This window comes from Micromonospora nigra, from assembly GCF_900091585.1.
GTDB lineage: Bacteria > Actinomycetota > Actinomycetes > Mycobacteriales > Micromonosporaceae > Micromonospora > Micromonospora nigra.
This window is the reverse complement of record NZ_FMHT01000003.1, coordinates 4,130,493-4,150,333: the sequence shown is the minus strand read 5'-3', so window position 1 is coordinate 4,150,333 and position 19,841 is coordinate 4,130,493. Positions and strand designations below refer to the sequence as shown.

Here is a 19,841-nt window from a genome sequence, read left to right as displayed (position 1 = left end):
CTCGACAGCGGTGGCGAAACCGGTCCCGCCCACGGCGGGACCCCGCACGATTCTCCCACGACGCCCGCACCGGCAGCACGCCCCGCCGGCCGCCACACCGTCGATCGCGAGGTTTCCGTCCGCTTCGGGCACAGATCCTTACCCGCAGGCATCGACGAGCCGAAGGAAGACAGGTGGGCGAGGGTTCGGGGGTGGGGGTCGGCGGGCGCGTACGCTGGGTTGCCGTGGAACGTCCCGGCCGGTCAGGGGCCGGGTGGCTGGCGAAGGGGAGACGATGAGCAACCAGCCCGGCAGCTCGACCGCCGCGGAGCCGGACCAGCCGGACACCGACGAGCCGGCCGCCGGCACCGCGCCCGGGACACCGGCCGCCCCCCTCGCCCCCCTGCTCGCGCTGCTGGCGAGCGGCTGGCTGGCCGCCATGCTGTGGTCGACCCGGGAGGCGATCCAGTCGGCCGCCGCCGGCGTCACCGCCGTCAGTCTCTCCGCGTTCGCCCTGCCCGGTGTGATCTCCGCGGCACTGGTCGCCGGGGCGGCCCTCGCCCTGGCCGGGGCGGAACCGCTGACCCGACGGTACGGCGACCGGGCCACGCTCCGGTTCGTCGGGGCCATCGGCGTCGGCATGGTGGTCGGGCTGGTCACCGCGATCGCGATCAACCTGACCTACGCCGACAACGCCACCACCAACGTGATCGCCGGCACCACCGCCGCGGCGGCGGTCATCGGCGGTGCGCTCGCCGGAGCCCGTGACGGTGCCGTGGTCGGCGCGGTGGTCGCCGCGGCCCTGGGTGCGCTGCTCTTCGTGGTGGCGTTCAGCCGGGCCCGCGACCCGCTGTTCGACCTGTTCGGCGGCGACGGGGGCACCCAGGAGGCCCTGGTCGGCGCGGCGAAGTGGGTGTCGCGGACGGAGTCGCTGCTGGCCGGCCTGGTGGCGGGTCTGCTGGCCTTCGGCTACCTGACCTGGGCCAGCCGCCGGGCACAGCGACGTGACCCGGCCGCGGCCGCGCCACGTTGGCCCGCGTACCTGTTCGCCGGGGCGGGCACGGGCCTGCTGCTGCTGCTCGCCGAGGTGATCATCCGGGTCGGCGGGCGCTCCCTGCTCGACCTGGCCAGCGCGCTGAGCGAAGCCGACGCCGTGGCCCAGACGTCGCTGGGCACCTCGCGGGTCGACAACGGCATCTGGGTGCTGTTCGTCGGCGCGCTGACCACCCTGGTCGCCTTCGGCCGGACCCTCGGCCCGGCCCCGGCCGACGACGAGGAGTAGCCCGCCAGGGCCGCCTCAGGACGAGGAGTAGCCCGCCAGGGCCGCCTCAGGACAGGGCGCGCAGGACCTCGTTCAACTCTGAGGGGTCGTACCACTCAAGCTCGTGGTCCTCGACGCCGTCGACCGTGAACTGGGCGTCGGCGTCGCCCGCCACCGCCTCCAGCACCACGTCGACCGCCGCGCCCACGTCGGCCACGGCGTCGGCACCGTCGACGTGGATCGCCGCCACGGCAGCCGCCGGCACCGGCCCCGCCAGGTCCAGCACGCTGGATCCCAGCTCGCCGTCGCCCCGCCCGAGCGCCGAGGCGGGCAGGTCGGCCGAGACCACCACCCGGCGGCGGGGCGCGGCGGGGTCGTGCCGCAGCAGTTGCAGGGCGTCCTGCGCGGCCCGGGTGAAGGCCACGTACTCCAGTTCCTCCTCGTCGCCCTCGGCGTACCACTCCCGCAGCCCGGGCGTCACGGCGTGTGCCTCGGCGGCGGCGAGGCCGTGCTCGCGCAGCCGGGCCAGCATCGGGACGGTCGCCGGCACGTACACCCGGACCCGCTCGTCGGTCACCGGTCGTCTCCCCGCTGTCGCTCCTCCGCCGGCCGCGTCGCCGGTCCGGGCGCCGATCATGCCGTACGCCCCGACCGTCATACACCCCGCACCGACCCTGGCGGAAGTTCCCCCGCCGTGGGTCCGGCTTCCGGCCGCTCACCCGCACCTCGCCGGGACTGGGCCGTGCGGGCTGTCGGTGGCAAACTGAACCAAACGACGTCAACGTGGGGAGTCTCCGTGGAGCCGAGGTTCCTGCTGCTGTCCGACGTGGCGGCGGAGCTCAACGTGTCGGATTCGCAGGTCTACCACATGGTCCGCAGCGGCGAACTGCCCGCCATCAAGATCGGTGGGCGCGGTCAGTGGCGCGTGGAGCGCACACGGCTGGAGGAGTACATCCAGCACAAGTACGCGGAGACCGCCGAGTGGGTACGCGGCAACCCGCTCACCGACCGTGAGCCCGAGTGATCCGCGTGTATTGACCATCGGCTCTGCCATGCCGGAGAATCGAGACTGTCGAAGGCAAACGTAGGCAAACACAAGATCGAGGGGACCTCAGATGTCCGACCCCCGACGTCCCGGGCCGAGCCGGCCGCCCGTGCGGATCCGTCCGGCCCCGTCCTGCGAGCCGCCCTGCACCGACGAGGATCCTTCGAACTGGCCCGGCCACGCCCAACTCGCCCTCGACCTGTTCGCCGGTCAACGCCACGACCGGCCACCGGACCGCCGGCACCGGGCCGCGCCGTTGCCCCGCCGCCCCGGCCAACCGACCAGGCTGCCGCCCGACGCGCTGACCACGGCCACGCCCACCACGACGCGGGTGGCGCACCGCTTCGTCGCCACCTGGCTGGAGGTGCTGAACGGCTACCGCCCGCCGGGGCAGCTACGGCCCCTGCTCGACCCCACCCGGGCCGCCGACCTGCTGGCCGAACTCGCCCGAGCCACCAGCCGCGTGGGCGCCCCCCGACGCCGCTCGACCCGGCCCGGCGTACACCTGCGGCGGCTACGGGTGTGCGAACCGCACGCCAGGGCTGTCGAGGCCGCCGCCGTGCTCGCCGGCCCCGCCGGTCTCACCTGGGCGGTGGCGCTGCGGCTGGAGCAGCGGCGGGGCACCTGGCTCTGCACCGCCCTCCAGGTGCTCTGACGGCGACAGGCCCACGATTCCTGTGGCCCCTGACTCCCCACCGGTCGCGGGTTAGGACACGGTTCGCGGCAGATGGGGCTATCTGGTGCCGGGAATGCCGCAGGGTGCCGCAACTGGACCGCCCAACCCGCCCCTCCGTTCACACCACCCAGCTCGCAAGGACGTGCGTCAACCACACCCTCCGGTGCGCGGGTGCGGCCGGCACTGTGCGCACCAACGGTCGAGCCGCGCACCCCGTCGGGGTGCGCGGCTCGACCGTTGGCTGGCCCGGTCAGACCGGGCGAGCGAGACTCAGGCGCCGCCGCCCGCAGCGCCGTGGCAACGCTTGTACTTGCGGCCGGAGCCACACGGGCAGGGTGCGTTGCGCGACGGGCCGCTGCCGGAGGCTGCCTGGCCGGGCGCGGTGCGTCGGACCGAGCCCGCCGCGGCGGCCTGGCCGCCAACGCCGGGCGAGGGCCGGCGCGGTGACGAGGCACGCCCGTTGGCCGGGGCACCGCCCCGACCGGCCGGGGCGGGCCCGCCGATGCCCAGCGCCGGGGCCTGCTCCTCGGGCCGCTCCACGGCGACCGCACCGGAACCGGCCTCGCCGTCGATGGTCGGCGCCGAGTACTGGAGCCCCTGCTGCTGCGGCGCGCGGCCCAGGCCCTTGGCCCGGATCTCCACCGGCTTGTCGAGCAGGGCGACCTCCTCGGCCTCGGGCTCCGGCTCGTTGACCTGCACCTCGAGGTTGTAGAGGAAGCCGACCGTCTCCTCCTTGATGCCGTCCATCATGGTGGCGAACATGTCGAAGCCCTCGCGCTGGTATTCCACCACCGGGTCGCGCTGGGCGTACGCCCGCAGGCTGATGCCCTCCTGGAGGTAGTCCATCTCGTAGAGGTGCTCACGCCACTTGCGGTCGATCACCTGGAGCAGGACCATCCGCTCCAACTGGCGGGTGCCCTCCTCACCGAGCTGCTCCTCGCGCCGGCCGTACGCGGCGTGCGCGTCTTCCCGGAGGCGGGCCAGGAGGAAGTCGGCGTCGATGGCGCTGCGGGCGCCGCCCGCCTCCTCCTCCAGTTCCTCGATGGTGACACCCACCGGATAGAGCTGCTTGAGGCTGGTGAAGAGCTGCTCCAGGTCCCAGTCCTCGGCGTAGCCCTCGGACGTCGCACCGACCACGTACGCCCCGATCACGTCGTCGATCATGTTGCGCACCTGGTCGGAGAGGTCCTCCCCGTTGAGCACGCGCAGCCGCTCGGCGTAGATCACCTGGCGCTGCTTGTTCATGACCTCGTCGTACTTCAGGACGTTCTTCCGGATCTCGGCGTTCTGGCCCTCGATCTGGGCCTGCGCGCTCTTGATCTGGCGAGTGACCATCTTCGACTCGATGGGCACGTCCTCCGGGATGTTGAAGCGCTCCATGACCGCCTCGACCGCCCCGGAGCGGAACCGCTTCATCAGTTCGTCCTGCAGCGACAGGTAGAAGCGGGACTCACCCGGGTCACCCTGCCGGCCGGACCGGCCGCGCAGCTGGTTGTCGATGCGGCGCGACTCGTGCCGCTCGGTGCCCAGCACGTACAGGCCGCCGGCGGCACCGACCTCCTCCGCCTCGGCGTCGCAGGCCTGCTTCCACTTCGGCAGGACCTCCTCCATCGCCTTGGCGTACTCCTCCTCGTTCTCCAGCGGATCGAGGCCGCGCTGACGCAGCTCGTTCGCGGCGAGGTACTCGGGGTTGCCGCCGAGCAGGATGTCGGTGCCCCGGCCGGCCATGTTCGTGGCGACGGTGACCGCACCCTTGCGCCCGGCCTGGGCGACGATCTCGGCCTCCCGGGCGTGGAACTTGGCGTTCAGCACCGAGTGAGGGATGCCCCGGCGGCGCAGCAACTGCGAGATGATCTCGGAGTTCTCCACCGAGACGGTGCCCACCAGCACCGGCTGGCCGGCCTGGTGCCGCTCGGCGATGTCCTCGATGACGGCGTTGAACTTGGCCTTCTCGGTCTTGTAGATGACGTCGGCCCGATCCTGGCGGACCATCGGCCGGTGGGTGGGGATGGACACCACGCCCACCTTGTAGACCTTGTTGAACTCGCCGGCCTCGGTCTGGGCCGTGCCGGTCATGCCGGACAGCTTCCCGTAGAGGCGGAAGTAGTTCTGGAGGGTGATGGTGGCCAGGGTCTGGTTCTCCTGCTTGATCTCCACCCCCTCCTTGGCCTCGATCGCCTGGTGCATGCCCTCGTTGTAGCGGCGGCCGTGCAGGATACGACCGGTGAACTCGTCGACGATCAGGACCTCGCCGTCGCTGACGATGTAGTCCTTGTCGCGCTTGTACAGCTCCTTGGCCTTGATGGCGTTGTTCAGGTAGCCGACCAGCGGGGTGTTCACCGACTCGTAGAGGTTGTCGATGCCGAGGCGGTCCTCGACCTTGGCCACACCGCGCTCGGTGACGGCGATGGTGCGCTTGGCGTAGTCGACCTCGTAGTCACCCTCGCCGTCCTTGCCGGGCTGGAGCCGGGCCACCACGGCGGCGAACTCGCCGTACCAGCGGGCCGAGTGCTCCGCCGGACCGGAGATGATCAACGGGGTACGCGCCTCGTCGATCAGGATCGAGTCGACCTCGTCGACCACGGCGAAGTTGTGGCCGCGCTGGACCAGGTCGTCCCTCGACCAGGCCATGTTGTCGCGCAGGTAGTCGAAGCCGAACTCGTTGTTGGTGCCGTAGGTGATGTCGCACTCGTAGGCCGCGCGGTGCTCGGCGGCCGGCCGGTTGGGCAGCACCACGCCGACGGTGAGGCCGAGGAAGTCGTGCACCCGGCCCATCCAGGCCGCGTCACGCTGGGCCAGGTAGTCGTTGACCGTCACGACGTGCACGCCGTCGCCCGACAGCGCGTTGAGGTAGACCGGCATGACCGAGGTCAGGGTCTTGCCCTCACCGGTCTTCATCTCGGCGATGTTGCCGAAGTGCAGCGCCGCGCCGCCCATCACCTGGACGTCGTACGGTCGCTGGCCGAGCACCCGAGCAGCCGCCTCGCGGCACACCGCGAAGGCCTCCGGCAGCAGGTCGTCGAGGGTCTCACCGTCGGCGAGCCGTTCCCTGAACTGTTCGGTCATGCCGCGCAGCTCGTCATCGGTGAGGTTGACGTAGTCGTCCTCGATCGAGTTGACGGCGGCGGCGATGGCCTTCAGCCGGCGCACCATACGGCCCTCGCCGGCGCGGAGGACCTTTTCCAGAATCGACACGGATCAACGCTCCCCTAGACAGTCTCGACCCATCGTAGGCGTTCCATCGGCGCGATGGTCACTGGTGGCGGGGGTCCGTCATCGCGAAACCGACATAACACACGACCGACGCGCCGCTGTCCCCGTTATCCCGTTACGCCATCGGCGAACGATCCGGCACCATGACCCGATGGAGCCTGTGGAGATCGTCGAGGACGGTCTGGTGTTGCGCCCCTGGCGGGCGACCGACGCCGACCCGGTGCACCGGGCCTGCCAGGATCCGGACATCCAGCGTTGGACCACCGTACCTCGCCCGTACCTGCCCGAACACGCCCACGAGTTCGTCACCGGGTTCGCCGCCGCGCAGTGGCGGGACGCGACGGGCGCGCCGCTGGCCGTCTGCGACGCCGAGACCGGCGACCTGCTCGGCAGCTGCGGCCTGGTGCGGCTCGACCCGACGGAAGGCGAGATCGGCTACTGGACGGCCCCCTGGGCGCGCGGACAGGCCGTGGCCGTCCGCGCCACCCGGGCCCTGGCCCGCTGGTCGTTCGACACGCTGGGGCTGCGTCGGCTGACCTGGCGGGCCGACGTCGGCAACCACGCCTCCCGCCTGGTCGCGCTCCGCGCCGGCTTCCGGCCGGAGGGCGAGCTGCGGCTGCCCGGACCCACCCGGTCGGGCAGCCGGGCGATGTGGACCGGCGCGCTGCTGCCGGGCGAGGTCCCCGCCCCCGGCACACCGGGGCCGGCCGGCCCCGGCACCCTGCCCGCCCGGCGGGCCGCCGTCTTCGGCACCGCCCAGCCCACCCTGTTCGCCGACGCCGACCACACCGAGCTGCGGCTGCGCCCGGTGGAGGACGGCGACCTCGACGCCATCGTGGTGACCTGCCGGGACCCGCACACGGTCGAGTGGACCACCGTCCCCGACCCGTACGGGCGCGCCGACGCCGAGAGCTTCCTCCGGGACGTCGTCGAGATGGCCTGGGCGCGCGGCACCGGCGCGTACTTCACGATCGCCGGCCCCGACGACGCGTACGCCGGCTCGGTGGAACTGCGGATCTCCCCGGGCGACCCCCTGGTCGCCGACGTCGGCTTCATGACCGCGCCGCACGCCCGTGGCCGGGGCTACCAGCCGGCCGCCCTGGCCGCGCTCTGCGCCTGGGGTTTCGCCTCGCTCGGCCTGGCCCGGATCGAGTGGCGGGCCAACGTCGGCAACACCGCCTCCCGGCGGGCAGCCGAGAAGACCGGCTTCCGCTTCGAGGGCGTGGCCCGGGACGCGCTGCACCACCGGGGCGTACGCACGGACGCGTGGGTCGCCGCGCTGCTGCCGGGGGACCTGGCGTGACCGGCCCGACCGTCGAGGGCGACGGGGTGCGGCTGCGGCCGTACCGCCTGGACGACGTGGCGGACGTGGCCGCGGCCTGCGCCGACCCGGTGACCCAGCGGTCACTCGACGGCCTGCCCGCCCCCTACACGGAGGCGGACGCCCAACAGTGGATCACGCAGGCCGCACCGGCGGCCTTCGCCACCGGTGGCTGCGCCTACGCCGTCGTCGACCCGGCCACCGACCGGCTGCTCGCCGGCATCGGGCTCAGCAACCCGGTGCCCTACCGGAGCCAGGCCGAGGTCGGCTACTGGGTCGCGCCGTGGGCGCGTCGGCGGGGCGTCGCCACCGCCGCCACCCGGGCGCTCGCCGCGCACGCCTTCGCCACCGGGACCGCCCGGCTGGAACTGCTGACCGCCGCCGAGAACCCGGCCAGCCAGCGGGTCGCGCTCGCCGCCGGCTTCCGACACGAGGGGGTACGCAGACAGGCCGGACCGGTCCGGCAGGGTGGGCGGCGCGACCTGACGGTGTGGGCGCGCCTGGCCGACGACCTGCCGGGGCCGACGCCGCGCCTGCTGCCGGACCTGCCCGGCGGTGCGCTCACCGACGGCGTGGTGACCCTGCGCCGGCTCGCGCCCGACGACGCCGAGGTGATGTTCCGGCTGCACACCCTCCCGGAGGTGTACGCCAACCAGGCCCCGCCGGTGCCCCCGGGCCGGGAGACGATCGAGCGACGCTGCCGGCTGTCGGAGGGCGGATGGCTCGCCGGACAGGTCGCCCGGCTGCTGATCCTCGACGCGGCCACCGGCGGACCGCTGGGCAGTTGCGGCCTGACGTACTCCACGCCGGCCGCCGCAGAGGGCACGGTCGGCTACGCGCTGCTGCCCGAGGCGCGGGGACGTGGCGTGGCGACCCGCGCGGTCGTCCTGCTGCGCGACTGGGCGTTCGGGCCGGTCGGGCTGAGCCGCCTCACGGCGGGCACGCTGCCCGACAACACCGCCTCCCACCGGGTGCTCGAGCGGGCGGGCTTCCGCCGGGAGGGGCTGCTGCGCGGCGCGCTGCCCGGGCTGGCCGGCGACCGGATCGACGACCTGGTGTTCGGCCTGCTCGCGCGGCACCGCACCGGATGAGTGCCGGGCGGGCGGCGCGGTTCGGCGAGGTCGGTTCGTGCTGCGGCCCGCGGCGTGGGTCGGGGGGCGTCCCCGACCCACGCCGGCGGGTCAGATGGCGAGCGAGATGATGCCGTAGTCGTAGGCGTGCCGACGGTAGACCACGCTGGGCCGACCGGACTCCTTGTCCTGGAACAGGTAGAAGTCGTGCCCGACGAGTTCCATCTGGAACAGGGCGTCGTCGACGGTCATCGGTTCGGCGGGATGCACCTTCTCCCGCGCGATGTGCCACGGCTGCTCGTCGTACTCCTCGTCGGCCCGCTCCGCGACGGCGGTGGCGGACCCGCCGGCGGCACCCAGCGGCGCGGCGGGCAGGTCGGCGACCGGCAGGTTGGCGGTGGCGGCGGCGACCGACAGCGGGGCGTGCCGCCCCCGGTGGACGCGGCGCCGGTCGGCGGCCCGGCGCAGGCGGGCGTCCAGCTTGGCGATGGCTGCGTCGAGCGCGCTGTAGAAGTCGTTCGTGCAGGCCTCGGCCCGGATCACCGGACCCCGCGACACGCAGGTGATCTCCACCCGCTGGCAGTGGTCGGCCTGGCGCGGATTGCGCTCGTGGAACAGCTCGACATCGACTCGGATAATTTTGTGATCGTAGCGTTCGACCTTGGCGAGCTTGTCTGCTACATGCACCCGGTAGTGGTCCGGAACTTCGACGTTACGACCCTTGACCACGATGTCCACGTGACCTCCCTCGTTCGGACGGTCGTGCTGGATTGACTCCGGTCGCGCGTCCGGGGTTGGCCCCCACTCGGCGTCGACCGTTGAATGCGGCTACGCCTCCTCTCACCGCCGGGGCGGGTGGGTGAACCTCCTACCCCGACAGCCAAACGCTAACCCCTGTACGCCCGGCCGTCACCCCCCGTTGCCGAGCCGGCCAAACATTTTTCACAGGCCATACACCAAGGGGTGAAACGGAAACACGAACAGTCACCTCGGGTGTCGTTTCACCGTCGCAGCCAGCACCGCGGCCCCGGCCGGCGCGAGACCGACGCCGAACAGCGCCCGGCTCACCGCCGCGAGGGTGGACCCGGTGGTGACGATGTCGTCCAGCACCACGACGGTCGCGCCGTCCGGGCCGCCCACGCGTGCCTTCACCCGGAAGGCCGCCCCGGCCGCCGCCGCCCGCGCGACGCTGTCCAACCCCACCGAGTCCGGTCGGGGCAGGGCACGCAGCGGCCGGCGTACCCGCACCGACCAGCCCGCCCGGCGTAGCCGGTGGGCACAGTGCCGGGCCAGCCGCGCCAGGTGGTCGCCGTGGCGGGCCCGAGCGGCGGAAGCCGTGTCCGGCACCGGCACCAGCGTCACCGGACGCGCCGGGTCGACGGCCGTCGCCACCACCCCGGCCAGCAGGCCGCCCAGCGGGCGGGCCAGGCCGTGCCGGCCGTGGTCCTTGTAGGCGATCAGCGCCTCCCGCAGCGGCCCCGCGTACGGGCCGAGGGCGTGGCAGGACGGCAGTCCCACCGAGGCCGCCACCGGCCGCACGGGGCGGGGCCGCAACGCCGACAACTCCGCCACGCAGTCCGGGCACACGCCGTGGCGCAGCCCGTCCCGGCGGTCCCGGCAGCCGGCGCACACGGTGGGCAGCACCAGGTCGGTCAGGTCCGCCCAGAGCCCGCCGACGCCGCCCATCGGCTCAGAAGAGGAAGAACGGCGCGGTCGGGTTGCCCGGCCGCGCCCCGGCCGGCGGCGGAGTCACCTGCTGGACCTGCTCGCGCTGGATCCGCTCGACCGGGTTGCTGCGGTACGACACCCCGTTGGCCTCGTACATGTACGCCCCGGAGACCAGGGGGGACATCGGGTTGGCCGGGTACGAGGCCAGGTGCGTCACCGGCGTGCCCACGTCCTGGCGCAGCGCGGTCTCCAACGCCCCGTCGACACTGATCTCGTAGATCGCCGGCCGGCCCGCCGAACCGGCCACGACAAGGCGGTTCTCGCCCAGCCAGTCCACGGCCGTCGGGCTGACCAGGGAGGTGACCAGCGGCCGGGTGGGACCGACCACGGGTACGCCACCCTCGGCGGTCACCGCCGCCACGTAGAGCCGGCCACCGACGACCAGCGCCACCCGGTGCCCGTCCAGCGCCGCCGCCACCGCCGTCACGTCGCCGGCGACGGTCAACTGGACCGGCCGCATGACGCCGCGCTCGTCGAACCGGTGCAGCCGCCGGTCGGCGACCACCAGTCCGTGTGGCCGGTCACCGGTGGACCGCACCCACACCGGGCGGCCGACCGCCCCGTACGCCTCGCTGACCTGGAACGCCTCCGGGGGCGCCCCACCCCGGCCCACTCTGAGCCGCTGCTTCCCGTCGTCACCGGCGACCACCAGCGCGGCCAGCACCTCGTCACCGACCCGGATCATCCCGGCGGAGAGCGCGTCCTGGTTGACCGCCTCGACCACCGGCACCGGCCCGCCGATCCCGTCGTGGAACGCGAGGGGGTGGACCGCCCCCTCGTACACGCAGAACCGCTGGGGGTCGTCGCCCAGCGCGTACACCGGGTTCGCCAGCCGCTGCCGGGCCAGGTCGATCTCCATCCGCGACTGGTTCAGGATCTTGATCTCGAGTTCGCCCTCCAGTGCGGCCAGGGACCAGGCGAGCTGGGTGGCGAACTGCTCCAGCCGCTGGTCGTCGGCGGTGGGCATGTCGAGGTTGACCTCCCACCGGCCGTCCGAGCCGGTGGCATTGTTGATCATCTCGGTGCGGTCGGGCAGGCGGGCCGCCGCGAAGCCGAGCCAGTCCGACGGGCCCGCCGTCAACCAGCGGACCACCTCGCTGACCCGCCGCTCCGCCGGTACCGCCAGCGGCAGGTACCGCTGGTCGGGCACCAGCCGGGTGCGACCGGAGTTCCAGAAGTAGATCGTCTCGCGCTGGTAGTAGCGGTCGAGCGCCTCGTCGCTGAGCAACAGCACGTTCGGTGGGTCGGCGACGTAGTAGCCGGCGTCCTCCTGCCCGGGAGGACCGGCGCTGACCAGACGGAACTCGTACGTCGGCTCGGTGGACACCGGCGTCGCCAGGGTGCCGTTCGCGCGCAGCACACCGACCTGCTGCACGGTGATGGTGACCTGCATGCTGTCGATGTCCGGTTCGATCACCGGCGCGTCGGTCAGCCGCACCACCGACAGCGCCACCTCGCTGCCCTGCTTCTCCTGCAACCCGTTGCGGTCGGCCGGCGCGATGAACTGCTTCACCCGGTCGTACGCCCGGTCCGGCTCGCCCGCCGCCGCCGCGAGGAAGTTCTCGACGAACTCCCCGGCGTCACTGCCGCTGGCCGCCCGCGCCGGCGGCTCGCTGCCCCGCCCCAGGGACCAGCTCGTCTCCGCCGCCGGCCCGCGCTGCTCCACCTGCACCTCGGTGCTGCCGGGGATGCCGCACCCGGCCGCCAGGGACACCAGCAGCACTCCGCCCAGCAGCCGCCGGATCACGAGCCCACCTCCGCCCGTCGTTCCTCGCCCGCCGGGGCCGGCCCGATCGCCAACACCCCCGCGTTCGCCGGCTCGATGGCCAGCACACCGTCGTCGTCGGGACCGCCGAACGGCAGCGCGGCGTCGGCCGGCACCAGTCGCAGCGGGGAGGTGGTGAGCCGGTCGCCGGCCCGCGCCGGCAGGGTGAGCCGGAACTGGGCGCCCTGCCCCGGCGCGCCCCACGCCTCCAGCCAGCCGCCGTGCAGCCGGGCGTCCTCCACGCTGATCGACAGCCCGAGGCCGGTGCCGCCGGTCTGCCTGGCCCGCGACGGGTCCGCCCGCCAGAACCGGTTGAACACGAGCTTCTCCTCCCCCGGCTTGAGGCCCACCCCGTGGTCGCGGACGGTCACCGCGATGGCGGTGTCGTCGACGCCCAGGGTGATCCGTACCGGCTTGGCCTCGCCGTGCTCGACGGCGTTGCCCACCAGGTTGCGCAGCACCCGCTCGACCCGCCGGGGGTCGACCTCGGCGATCACCGGCGCGGACGGCACGTCCAGCTCGATGGTCACCCCCACCCGGTCGGCCAGCCCCGACAGCCGGTCCGCGACCCGGTGCACCACCGGCACGAGGTCGGTCGGCTCGGCGTCGAGCACCGCGAAGCCGGCGTCGAACCGGCTGATCTCCAGCAGGTCGGTCAGCAGCTCCTCGAACCGGTCCAGCTCGGCCTGGAGCAGCTCGGCGCTGCGCGCCACCGCCGGGTCGAACTCGTCGCGCTCGGCGAAGATCAGGTCGGCGGCCATCCGGACGGTGGTCAGCGGGGTGCGCAGCTCGTGGGAGACGTCCGAGGTGAACCGGCGCTGCAACCGCGACATCTCCTCCAGCCGCAGGATCTGCCGTTGGAGGTTCGTCGCCATCTGGTTGAACGACGCGGCGAGCAGTGCCAGGTCGTCCTCGCCGTCGACCGCCATCCGCTGGTCGAGCAGGCCCGCCGAGAGTCGCTGCGCCGTCCGCGCGGCCACCCGCACCGGGGTCACCACCAGGCGGGTCACCAACGCGGCCAGCAGGCCGAGCAGCAGCACCAGGGCCACCCCCGTGGCCACCACCGTCGCCGTGGCCTGGGCAGCGGTCGAGTCCTGCAGGGTCAACGGGACGAAGTAGTAGAGCTCCACCTGGCCGAAGCTGGTCGGCACGGGTGAGCCGTACACGAGGTACTTCCGGTCGCTGTCGCCGGTCAGCCGGCCGGTGCGGATCTGGGTGGCCACGTTGCCGTCGGCCACCGCCGCCCGCAGCTGCGGGCTGATCAACGGCTGGACGTCCACCGACGGGGAGGTGCGCGGCTGGATGACCCCGGCCCAGTCGTCGGCGGTCAGCGCCACCACGACACCGCTGGTCTGCGGGTCGCCACCGGCCAGGTAGCTGACCGTGCCGTCGATGGTCTCCTGGAGCTGGGCCTCCTGCGGCTGGCTGTAGAGGCTGAACTGCTTGGCCGCGTAGTCGGCCCCGCTGGTCAGCCGCTGCCGCACGTCGCTCTTGGCGTTCTCCAGCAGGATGTTCGTGATCTTGTCGGCGATGAGGTAGGCGAAACCGCCCACCAGCAGACTGGAGGCCACCAGCGTGATGGTCACCACCCGCACCTGCAACGACCGCCGCCACGTCTGGCGCACCACCGACACCAGCCCCGAGGCCCGGCCGGTGACGCCACGCCAGAGCTCCCGCACGGCGACGCGCCGGCGGGCGGGGGTGGCGGGGGGATCGGAGAGCGGGGAGCTGGTCACAGTACGACCAGGCTATCCGGTGCCCGCCTTGTAGCCCACGCCCCGCACGGTGAGGATGATTTCCGGCCGCTCCGGATCCGGCTCGATCTTCGCCCGCAGCCGCTGCACGTGCACGTTGACCAGCCGGGTGTCCGCCGCGTGCCGGTAGCCCCAGACCTGCTCCAGCAGCACCTCGCGGGTGAACACCTGGCGCGGCTTGCGGGCCAACGCCACCAGCAGGTCGAACTCCAGCGGTGTGAGCTTGACCTCCTCGCCGTTGCGGCTGACCGTGTGGGCCGGCACGTCGATGGTGATCTGGTTGTCGGGGGGCCCGATGGACAGCATCTCCGGCGCGACGTCCTCGCCCCGGCGCAGCCTCGCCCGCATCCGGGCCACCAGCTCCTTGGGCTTGAACGGCTTGACCACGTAGTCGTCGGCCCCGGACTCCAGCCCCAGGACCACGTCGACGGTGTCGCTCTTCGCGGTCAGCATCACGATCGGCACGCCCGACTCACCCCGGATCGCCCGTGCCACGTCGATACCGCTCATTCCGGGCAGCATGAGGTCGAGCAGGACGATGTCGGGCCGGCTGTCGCGGAACGCGGCCAACGCCCGTTCACCGTCGGCGACGAAGGAGGGCACGAAGCCCTCACTGCGCAGGACGATGCCGAGCATCTCGGCGAGCGCGGGGTCGTCGTCGACCACCAGTACCCGGGCTCTCATGGGGTTAATGTTGTCATCCCGTCCGTCGGTGGGCTCGCCTCACCTTCGGCATGGTATTGCCCGTCGGTGGTTCCAGCCCAGCAAAACCTGGGCGCGAGCCGCCACCGGGGGGCCTGCGGGTCCACCTCAGCGGGGCGCGCGTGACACCATGATCCCCGCGTGCGTCGTCACGCGCCACCGCTGTCAGCCCTTGCAGGAGTACGCGTGCCCGACGCAGGCCCGACCGTCGTGCTCCCCCGCCGCCCGCTGACCGTCGGTGAGCTGCTCGACTCCGCCGTCCTGCTGCTGCGCAACCAGGCCCGGGTGTTGATCCCCCTCGCCCTCGTGCTGGCCGTGGCCGAGCAGTTCCTGCTGTTCCCGCTGCGCCTCGGCGCGGGCACCGCGCCGCCGGCCTGGTGGCTGCGGGTGGACTCGTTCGGGGCGTACTGGCTGCTGCTGGCCGTGGGCGCGGCCACCGAGGCGGTGATCGTGACCCTGCTCGGCAACCCGGCCGCCCGGGCCGCCGCCGGCACGCTGTTCGGCCGTACGGTCGCCGCGCGGGACCTGCTGCGGCCCGCCGGCGCCCGGTGGGGCGTCACCGGGGCGCTCGCCGCGCTGGTCGGGGTGCTGATGTTCGGGATGTCGCTGTTCGGGCCGGCCTGGTTCGTGGGCTTCGCCCTGCTCGGGGCCGTCGCCCCGGCGCTGGTGGTGGACCGGGTGCCCGCACTGCGCGCCCCGGTCCGGTCGGCCACCCTCGCGCTGCGCCTCGGCGGCCGTGCCGGGTGGATCCGCCTGCTGGCGTACCTGGTGTGGTGGATCGTCCGGATCGGGCTCGGCCTCGGTGTCTGGTACGCCGTGACGGGTCTCGATCTGTTCGACCCGGGCTGGGGCGACCTGTTGTCCCTGGCGATCTGGGCCGGGGTGAACGCGGTGGCCTACCCGGCGCTGGCCTGCCTGGACGCCGTGCTGCACCTGGAGACCCGCACCCGCACCGAAGGGCTGGACATCCGCCTCTCGCGGGCCGCTCCCACCGCCGCCGAGGCCACCCTGCTGGCGGTGCCACGATGAGCTTCAGCCGGTGGTGGACCGAGACCACCGCTGCCCTCGGCGACCGGCTCCCGCTGCCGCTCGCGGCGCTGCTGCTCGTCCTGGCGACCGCGCTGGTCGCCACCGCCTGGTACACCTGGCCGGCCTGGGTGCCCCGCCGGCTGCCCCGGCTGCGCCGGCCGGCCCTCCTCCGCCGGCCCCGGCGCACCCCCCGGCCCGCGAAGGCCGGCCCGGCCGTGCCCCTGCCCCGGGCGGCGGAACCCGACCCGCCCCCGGCCGTGCACCTCTCCCTGGCCGACCGGCTCGCCGCCGAGGGCCGCTACGCCGAGTCGGTGCGGGAGCGCCTGCGCGGCATGGTGGGCGAGCTGGCCGCCCGCCGGGTCGTCCGGGTCCGGCCCGGGATGACGGTGACCGAACTGGTCGCCGCGACGGCTGTCGCCCGCCCGGCGGCCGGCCCGCCGCTGGCCGCCGCCGGGGCGGTCTTCTCCGACCTCTGGTACGCCCAGCACGTGGCGACGGCCGACCACGACCGGCGGATGCGGGAACACGCCGCCGACCTGCGCCGGATCCTCGACGAGCCGGCGCGGCCGGGAGAGGGGGCCCGATGAGCGGCGCGCCGGCCACCACGAACCGCCCCGATCCCGCCGCGCCCGCCCGGCGACGCCGCCGCCGGCACCGGATCCTGCTGCCGGTGGGGCTGGCCGTCCTGCTGGTCGCCACCACCCTGGTCACGCACGAGGTCGACCAGCCCGACCAGGACGCCCCCGGGTTCCTCTCCCCCACGGCCACCGGGGCCGACGGCGGCAGCCGACTCGCCGACGCGCTGCGGGAACTCGGCGTCGAGGTGCGGCGGGAGACCGACACCGGGGCGGCGCTGCGGGCGACCCGTTCCGGCCCGGCGACCCTGCTCGTACCCGCGCCCGACCTGCTGCACCCCGCCTCCCTCGACAGGTTGGGCATGCTGCCCACCGGCCGACGGGTGGTGCTGGTCGACCCGTCCCGCCGGGTTCTGGAGGGCGCCGGCCTGCGGGTGGCGCCGGGGCCCCGCCGCTGGGCCGCACGGGCGGTGGAACCGTCCGCGTACGGGCGGCCCTGCCTGCTGCCCGAGGTCGCGCGGGTCCGCGCCGCCGCCGTCGACCGGCAACGGTGGACGACGAAGCCCCCGTCGGGCGGTGACACCGACTTCTGCTTCGCCGGCGGGGTGGCCCTGCTGCCCGGCGTCGTCGACACGCTGGTGGTGGGCGCGAGCGACCCGTTCCGCAACGACCGGATCGACGAGTGGGACAACCGCGCCTTCGCCACCGGCCTGCTCGGCACCACCGGTCGCGTCGTGTGGCTCGACCTGGACGGCCCGGAGCCACCGCCGCCGACGCCGACGCTCAGCGCGCCGGTGCGCACACCCGAGGCGTACCCCTCCGGGTTCGGGGAGTCGGGCGAGGACCGGCCCGACGACGCGTACCCTGGGCGACCCGGCGGCCCCGACGGTGACGGCGGGCCCGGTGACGGCGGCGACGACGACGGGCGGGGCCGGGCGGACGCGCCGGACGACGCACCGAACCCGCTGTGGAGCGTCTTCCCGGCCTGGTTCTGGGCGCTGCTGGCGCAACTCCTCCTGGCGGCCGTGCTGGCCGCCCTGTGGCGGGCCCGCCGGCTCGGTCCGCCCGCCCCGGACGCGCTACCGGTGACCGTCCGCAACGCCGAGACGGTGCTCGGCCGGGCCCGCCTCTACCAGCGGGCCGGTGCCCGCGACGCCGCCGCGTCGACCCTGCGGGACGCCGCCCGGGCCCGGCTGCTGCCCCGGCTGGGCCTGCCCGCCGACACCCCGCCCGCCGGGGTGGCCGCCGCCGTCGCCGCCCGCACCGGCGAGAATCCCCACGCCACCCACGACCTGCTGTACGGCGACCCGCCCGAGACCGACCGCGACCTGGTGGAGCTGGCCGAGCGGCTGGACCGCACCACCCGTACGGTGGCGCCGGGCACCGTCCCCCTGCCGCACCGACCCGAAGGAGACCCCCGGTGACCCGACCCGCCGGAACCGTGGAGCCGCCCGCCGCCGACCCGGCCGACCCCCGCGCCGCCCTGCACCGGCTGCGCGCCGAGGTGGCCAAGGCGGTCGTCGGCCAGGACGCCGTGGTCACCGGGTTGGTGATCGCCCTGCTCTGCCGGGGGCACGTGCTGCTGGAGGGGGTGCCCGGCGTGGCCAAGACGTTGCTGGTGCGTACGGTGGCCGCCGCCCTGGACCTGGACGCCAAGCGGGTGCAGTTCACCCCCGACCTGATGCCCGGCGACGTCACCGGCTCGATGATCTTCGACCCGCGTACGGCCGCCTTCACCTTCCGCGAGGGGCCGGTGTTCACCAACCTGCTGCTGGCCGACGAGATCAACCGCACGCCGCCGAAGACGCAGTCCGCGCTGCTGGAGGTGATGGAGGAGCGGCAGGTGTCGGTGGAGGGGGAACGCCGCGCGCTGCCCGACCCGTTCATCGTGGCCGCCACCCAGAACCCCGTCGAGTACGAGGGCACCTACCCCCTGCCCGAGGCCCAGCTGGACCGCTTCCTCCTGAAGCTCACCGTGCCCACTCCCAGCCGCGAGGAGGAACTGGGTGTGCTGCGGGCGCACCACGCCGGGTTCGACCCCCGCGACCTGGCCGCCGCCGGCGTACGCCCGGTGGCCACCGCCGCCGACCTGGCCTCGGCCCGGGCCGCGGTGGCACGGGTGCACCTGGCCGAGCCGCTGTTCGGCTACATCGTGGACCTGTGCCGGGCCACCCGGGTCACGCCCGCGTTGGAGTTGGGAGCGTCCCCGCGCGGCGCCACGGCCATCCTGAACACCGCGAAGGCGTGGGCCTGGCTGGCCGGCCGCGAGCACGTCGTACCCGACGACGTGAAGGCGGTGGCGCGACCGACGCTGCGGCACCGGCTACGGCTGCGCCCGGAGGTCGAACTGGAGGGCGTCGCCGTCGACGCCGTGCTGGACACGGTGCTGGCCACCGTGCCCACACCGCGATGACCTGGCGGGCGGCGGCGCTGCTGGCGGCGGGCGCGCTGACCCTGCCGGCCTGGCCGTCGCCGTTCGTCGGGGTGGCGGTGATGACCGCCGCCCTGCTGGTGCTGCTCGCCGTGGACCACGCGTTGGCCGTCCCGCCCGCCGCGGTGCTCGCCGAGCGCCACGGCGACCGCACGGTGCGGCTGGGGGGCACGGCGACGGTCACACTGGTCCTGCACCACACCTCGGGCCGGACGCTGCGCGCCAGGGTCCGCGACGCGTGGCCGCCGTCGGCCGGCGCCCACCCCGACGTGCCGCCGAACCGGCTCGTGCGGGTCGCCCCCGGGGAGGCGGTGGCCCTGCCCAGCCGGCTGACCCCGATCCGGCGCGGTGACCGGACGGCCGCCGCTGTCACCGTCCGCTCGGTGGGTCCGCTGGGCCTGGCGTTCCGGCAGCGCGCCGGCCGGCCGGCCACCCCGCCGTGGACGCTGCGGGTGCTGCCCCGCTTCGACTCCCGCCGACACCTGCCGGAACGGCTGGCCCGCCTGCGGGTCATCGCCGGCACCCAGGTAACCCGGGGACGCGGTCAGGGCACCGAGTTCGACACCCTGCGCGAGTACGTGGTCGGCGACGACGTGCGGTCCATCGACTGGCGGGCCAGCGCCCGCCGGGCCGACGTGATGGTGCGCACCTGGCGACCCGAGCGGGACCGGCGGGTCGTCTGCGTGCTCGACACGGGCCGCACCTCCGCCGTCCGGGTCGGCGACCTGCCCCGGCTGGACACCGCCATCGACGCGGCGCTGCTGCTCACCGCGCTGGCCGGCCGGGCCGGCGACCGGGTCGACCTGCTCGCCGCCGACGCGGTGCTGCGCGCGTCGGTGACCGGCGCGGGTGGGGCGGGGCTCGCCCGGGTGGTGCACGAGCTGGCGCCGTTGCAGCCGGCCCTGGTCGAGACGGACTTCCGGCTGATCGCCGGGGAGCTGCTGCGCCGCCGGCACCCGCGCAGCCTGGTCGTGCTGTTCACCGCGCTGGAGCCGGGGCCGCTCGGCGAGGGCCTGCTGCCGGTGCTGCCCCGCCTCGCGGCCCGGCACACCGTGCTGGTCGCGGGGATCCAGGATCCGCTGCTGACCGCGTTGACGGTCGCGCCGCCGACCCGCCCCGAGGACGCCTACGCCGCGGCGGCGGCCTGGCGGACCGTGGCGGAGCGGGACCGGCTACGGGCCGCTCTCGCCCGGCACCAGGTGACGGTGGTCGACGCCCCGGCCCCGGCGCTGGCCCCGGCCCTGGCCGACACCTACCTCCGGCTCAAGGCGCAGGGCCGCCTCTGACCGCCG

General features: G+C 74.3%; 17 protein-coding genes. 10 read left to right on the top strand and 7 right to left on the bottom strand.

Translation table 11 applies throughout. From position 1 onward, the window contains the following. The first annotated feature begins 274 nt into the window (after window positions 1-274). On the top strand, window positions 275-1,261 hold the full coding sequence (locus GA0070616_RS18000) for a hypothetical protein (protein ID WP_091083922.1): 987 nt from the start codon (window positions 275-277) through the stop codon (window positions 1,259-1,261). A 46-nt stretch (window positions 1,262-1,307) separates the two neighbouring features. Here the strand turns inward: GA0070616_RS18000 and GA0070616_RS17995 are convergent, their stop codons facing one another. Continuing rightward, on the bottom strand, window positions 1,308-1,817 hold the full coding sequence (locus GA0070616_RS17995; RefSeq protein WP_091083915.1) for a DUF6912 family protein: 510 nt from the start codon (window positions 1,815-1,817) through the stop codon (window positions 1,308-1,310). 219 nt (window positions 1,818-2,036) lie between these two features. Between GA0070616_RS17995 and GA0070616_RS17990 the strand changes: the two genes are divergently transcribed. Both GA0070616_RS17990 and GA0070616_RS17985 read left to right on the top strand, forming a co-directional pair. Beyond that, window positions 2,037-2,264, top strand: a complete 228-nt coding sequence (locus GA0070616_RS17990; protein ID WP_091083910.1) for a helix-turn-helix domain-containing protein — start codon at window positions 2,037-2,039, stop codon at window positions 2,262-2,264. A gap of 91 nt (window positions 2,265-2,355) precedes the next feature. Then, window positions 2,356-2,940 carry an Rv3235 family protein gene (locus tag GA0070616_RS17985; protein ID WP_091083907.1) on the top strand — a complete coding sequence of 195 codons (585 nt, stop codon included), beginning with the start codon at window positions 2,356-2,358 and terminating at the stop codon, window positions 2,938-2,940. A gap of 291 nt (window positions 2,941-3,231) precedes the next feature. Here GA0070616_RS17985 and secA read toward each other — a convergent pair whose 3' ends face one another. Continuing rightward, the gene (gene secA / locus GA0070616_RS17980) at window positions 3,232-6,156 is read right to left on the bottom strand and encodes a preprotein translocase subunit SecA (protein ID WP_091083902.1); all 2,925 of its coding nucleotides are present in this window, start codon (window positions 6,154-6,156) and stop codon (window positions 3,232-3,234) included. Between the two features lie 169 nt (window positions 6,157-6,325). Here secA and GA0070616_RS17975 point away from each other — a divergent pair, with 169 nt between their 5' ends. Beyond that, complete coding sequence (locus tag GA0070616_RS17975; RefSeq protein ID WP_091083898.1) at window positions 6,326-7,477, top strand: GNAT family N-acetyltransferase; 1,152 nt, start codon at window positions 6,326-6,328, stop codon at window positions 7,475-7,477. Continuing rightward, window positions 7,474-8,586, top strand: coding sequence for a GNAT family N-acetyltransferase (locus GA0070616_RS17970; protein ID WP_091083894.1), 1,113 nt, complete (start codon window positions 7,474-7,476; stop codon window positions 8,584-8,586). Before GA0070616_RS17975 ends, GA0070616_RS17970 begins: the two co-directional genes overlap by 4 nt. 90 nt (window positions 8,587-8,676) lie before the next feature. On the opposite strand, the gene hpf is transcribed toward GA0070616_RS17970, so the two are convergent. The 5 genes from hpf to mtrA all read right to left on the bottom strand — a co-directional run bounded on the left by hpf (window position 8,677) and on the right by mtrA (window position 14,496). Continuing rightward, window positions 8,677-9,303, bottom strand: a complete 627-nt coding sequence (gene hpf, locus GA0070616_RS17965; protein WP_091083889.1) for a ribosome hibernation-promoting factor, HPF/YfiA family — start codon at window positions 9,301-9,303, stop codon at window positions 8,677-8,679. Window positions 9,304-9,549: 246 nt separating this feature from the next. Continuing rightward, complete coding sequence (locus tag GA0070616_RS17960) at window positions 9,550-10,251, bottom strand: ComF family protein (RefSeq protein ID WP_091083885.1); 702 nt, start codon at window positions 10,249-10,251, stop codon at window positions 9,550-9,552. 4 nt (window positions 10,252-10,255) lie between these two features. Then, window positions 10,256-12,040: an LpqB family beta-propeller domain-containing protein gene (locus GA0070616_RS17955; RefSeq protein WP_091083880.1), complete on the bottom strand. Its 1,785-nt coding sequence runs from the start codon at window positions 12,038-12,040 to the stop codon at window positions 10,256-10,258. Continuing rightward, complete coding sequence (gene mtrB / locus GA0070616_RS17950) at window positions 12,037-13,794, bottom strand: MtrAB system histidine kinase MtrB (protein ID WP_091083877.1); 1,758 nt, start codon at window positions 13,792-13,794, stop codon at window positions 12,037-12,039. The genes GA0070616_RS17955 and mtrB overlap by 4 nt, the downstream gene beginning before the upstream one ends. 12 nt (window positions 13,795-13,806) lie before the next feature. Further along, window positions 13,807-14,496 carry an MtrAB system response regulator MtrA gene (mtrA, locus tag GA0070616_RS17945; protein ID WP_091083872.1) on the bottom strand — a complete coding sequence of 230 codons (690 nt, stop codon included), beginning with the start codon at window positions 14,494-14,496 and terminating at the stop codon, window positions 13,807-13,809. Window positions 14,497-14,700: 204 nt separating this feature from the next. Here mtrA and GA0070616_RS17940 point away from each other — a divergent pair, with 204 nt between their 5' ends. The 5 genes from GA0070616_RS17940 to GA0070616_RS17920 are packed head-to-tail and all read left to right on the top strand — an operon-like array spanning window position 14,701 to window position 19,835. After that, window positions 14,701-15,543 (top strand): hypothetical protein, encoded by an 843-nt coding sequence (locus tag GA0070616_RS17940; RefSeq protein WP_091083868.1) that lies wholly within the window; start codon window positions 14,701-14,703, stop codon window positions 15,541-15,543. After that, window positions 15,540-16,130: a DUF4129 domain-containing protein gene (locus GA0070616_RS17935; protein ID WP_091083864.1), complete on the top strand. Its 591-nt coding sequence runs from the start codon at window positions 15,540-15,542 to the stop codon at window positions 16,128-16,130. Before GA0070616_RS17940 ends, GA0070616_RS17935 begins: the two co-directional genes overlap by 4 nt. Continuing rightward, complete coding sequence (locus GA0070616_RS29185; RefSeq protein WP_091083860.1) at window positions 16,127-17,542, top strand: DUF4350 domain-containing protein; 1,416 nt, start codon at window positions 16,127-16,129, stop codon at window positions 17,540-17,542. The genes GA0070616_RS17935 and GA0070616_RS29185 overlap by 4 nt, the downstream gene beginning before the upstream one ends. A 17-nt stretch (window positions 17,543-17,559) precedes the next feature. Beyond that, a complete protein-coding gene (locus tag GA0070616_RS17925) occupies window positions 17,560-18,531 on the top strand; it encodes an AAA family ATPase (protein WP_091091047.1) in 972 nt (323 codons plus the stop codon). Further along, window positions 18,528-19,835, top strand: coding sequence for a DUF58 domain-containing protein (locus GA0070616_RS17920; RefSeq protein WP_091083854.1), 1,308 nt, complete (start codon window positions 18,528-18,530; stop codon window positions 19,833-19,835). Before GA0070616_RS17925 ends, GA0070616_RS17920 begins: the two co-directional genes overlap by 4 nt. Window positions 19,836-19,841 lie beyond the last annotated feature (6 nt).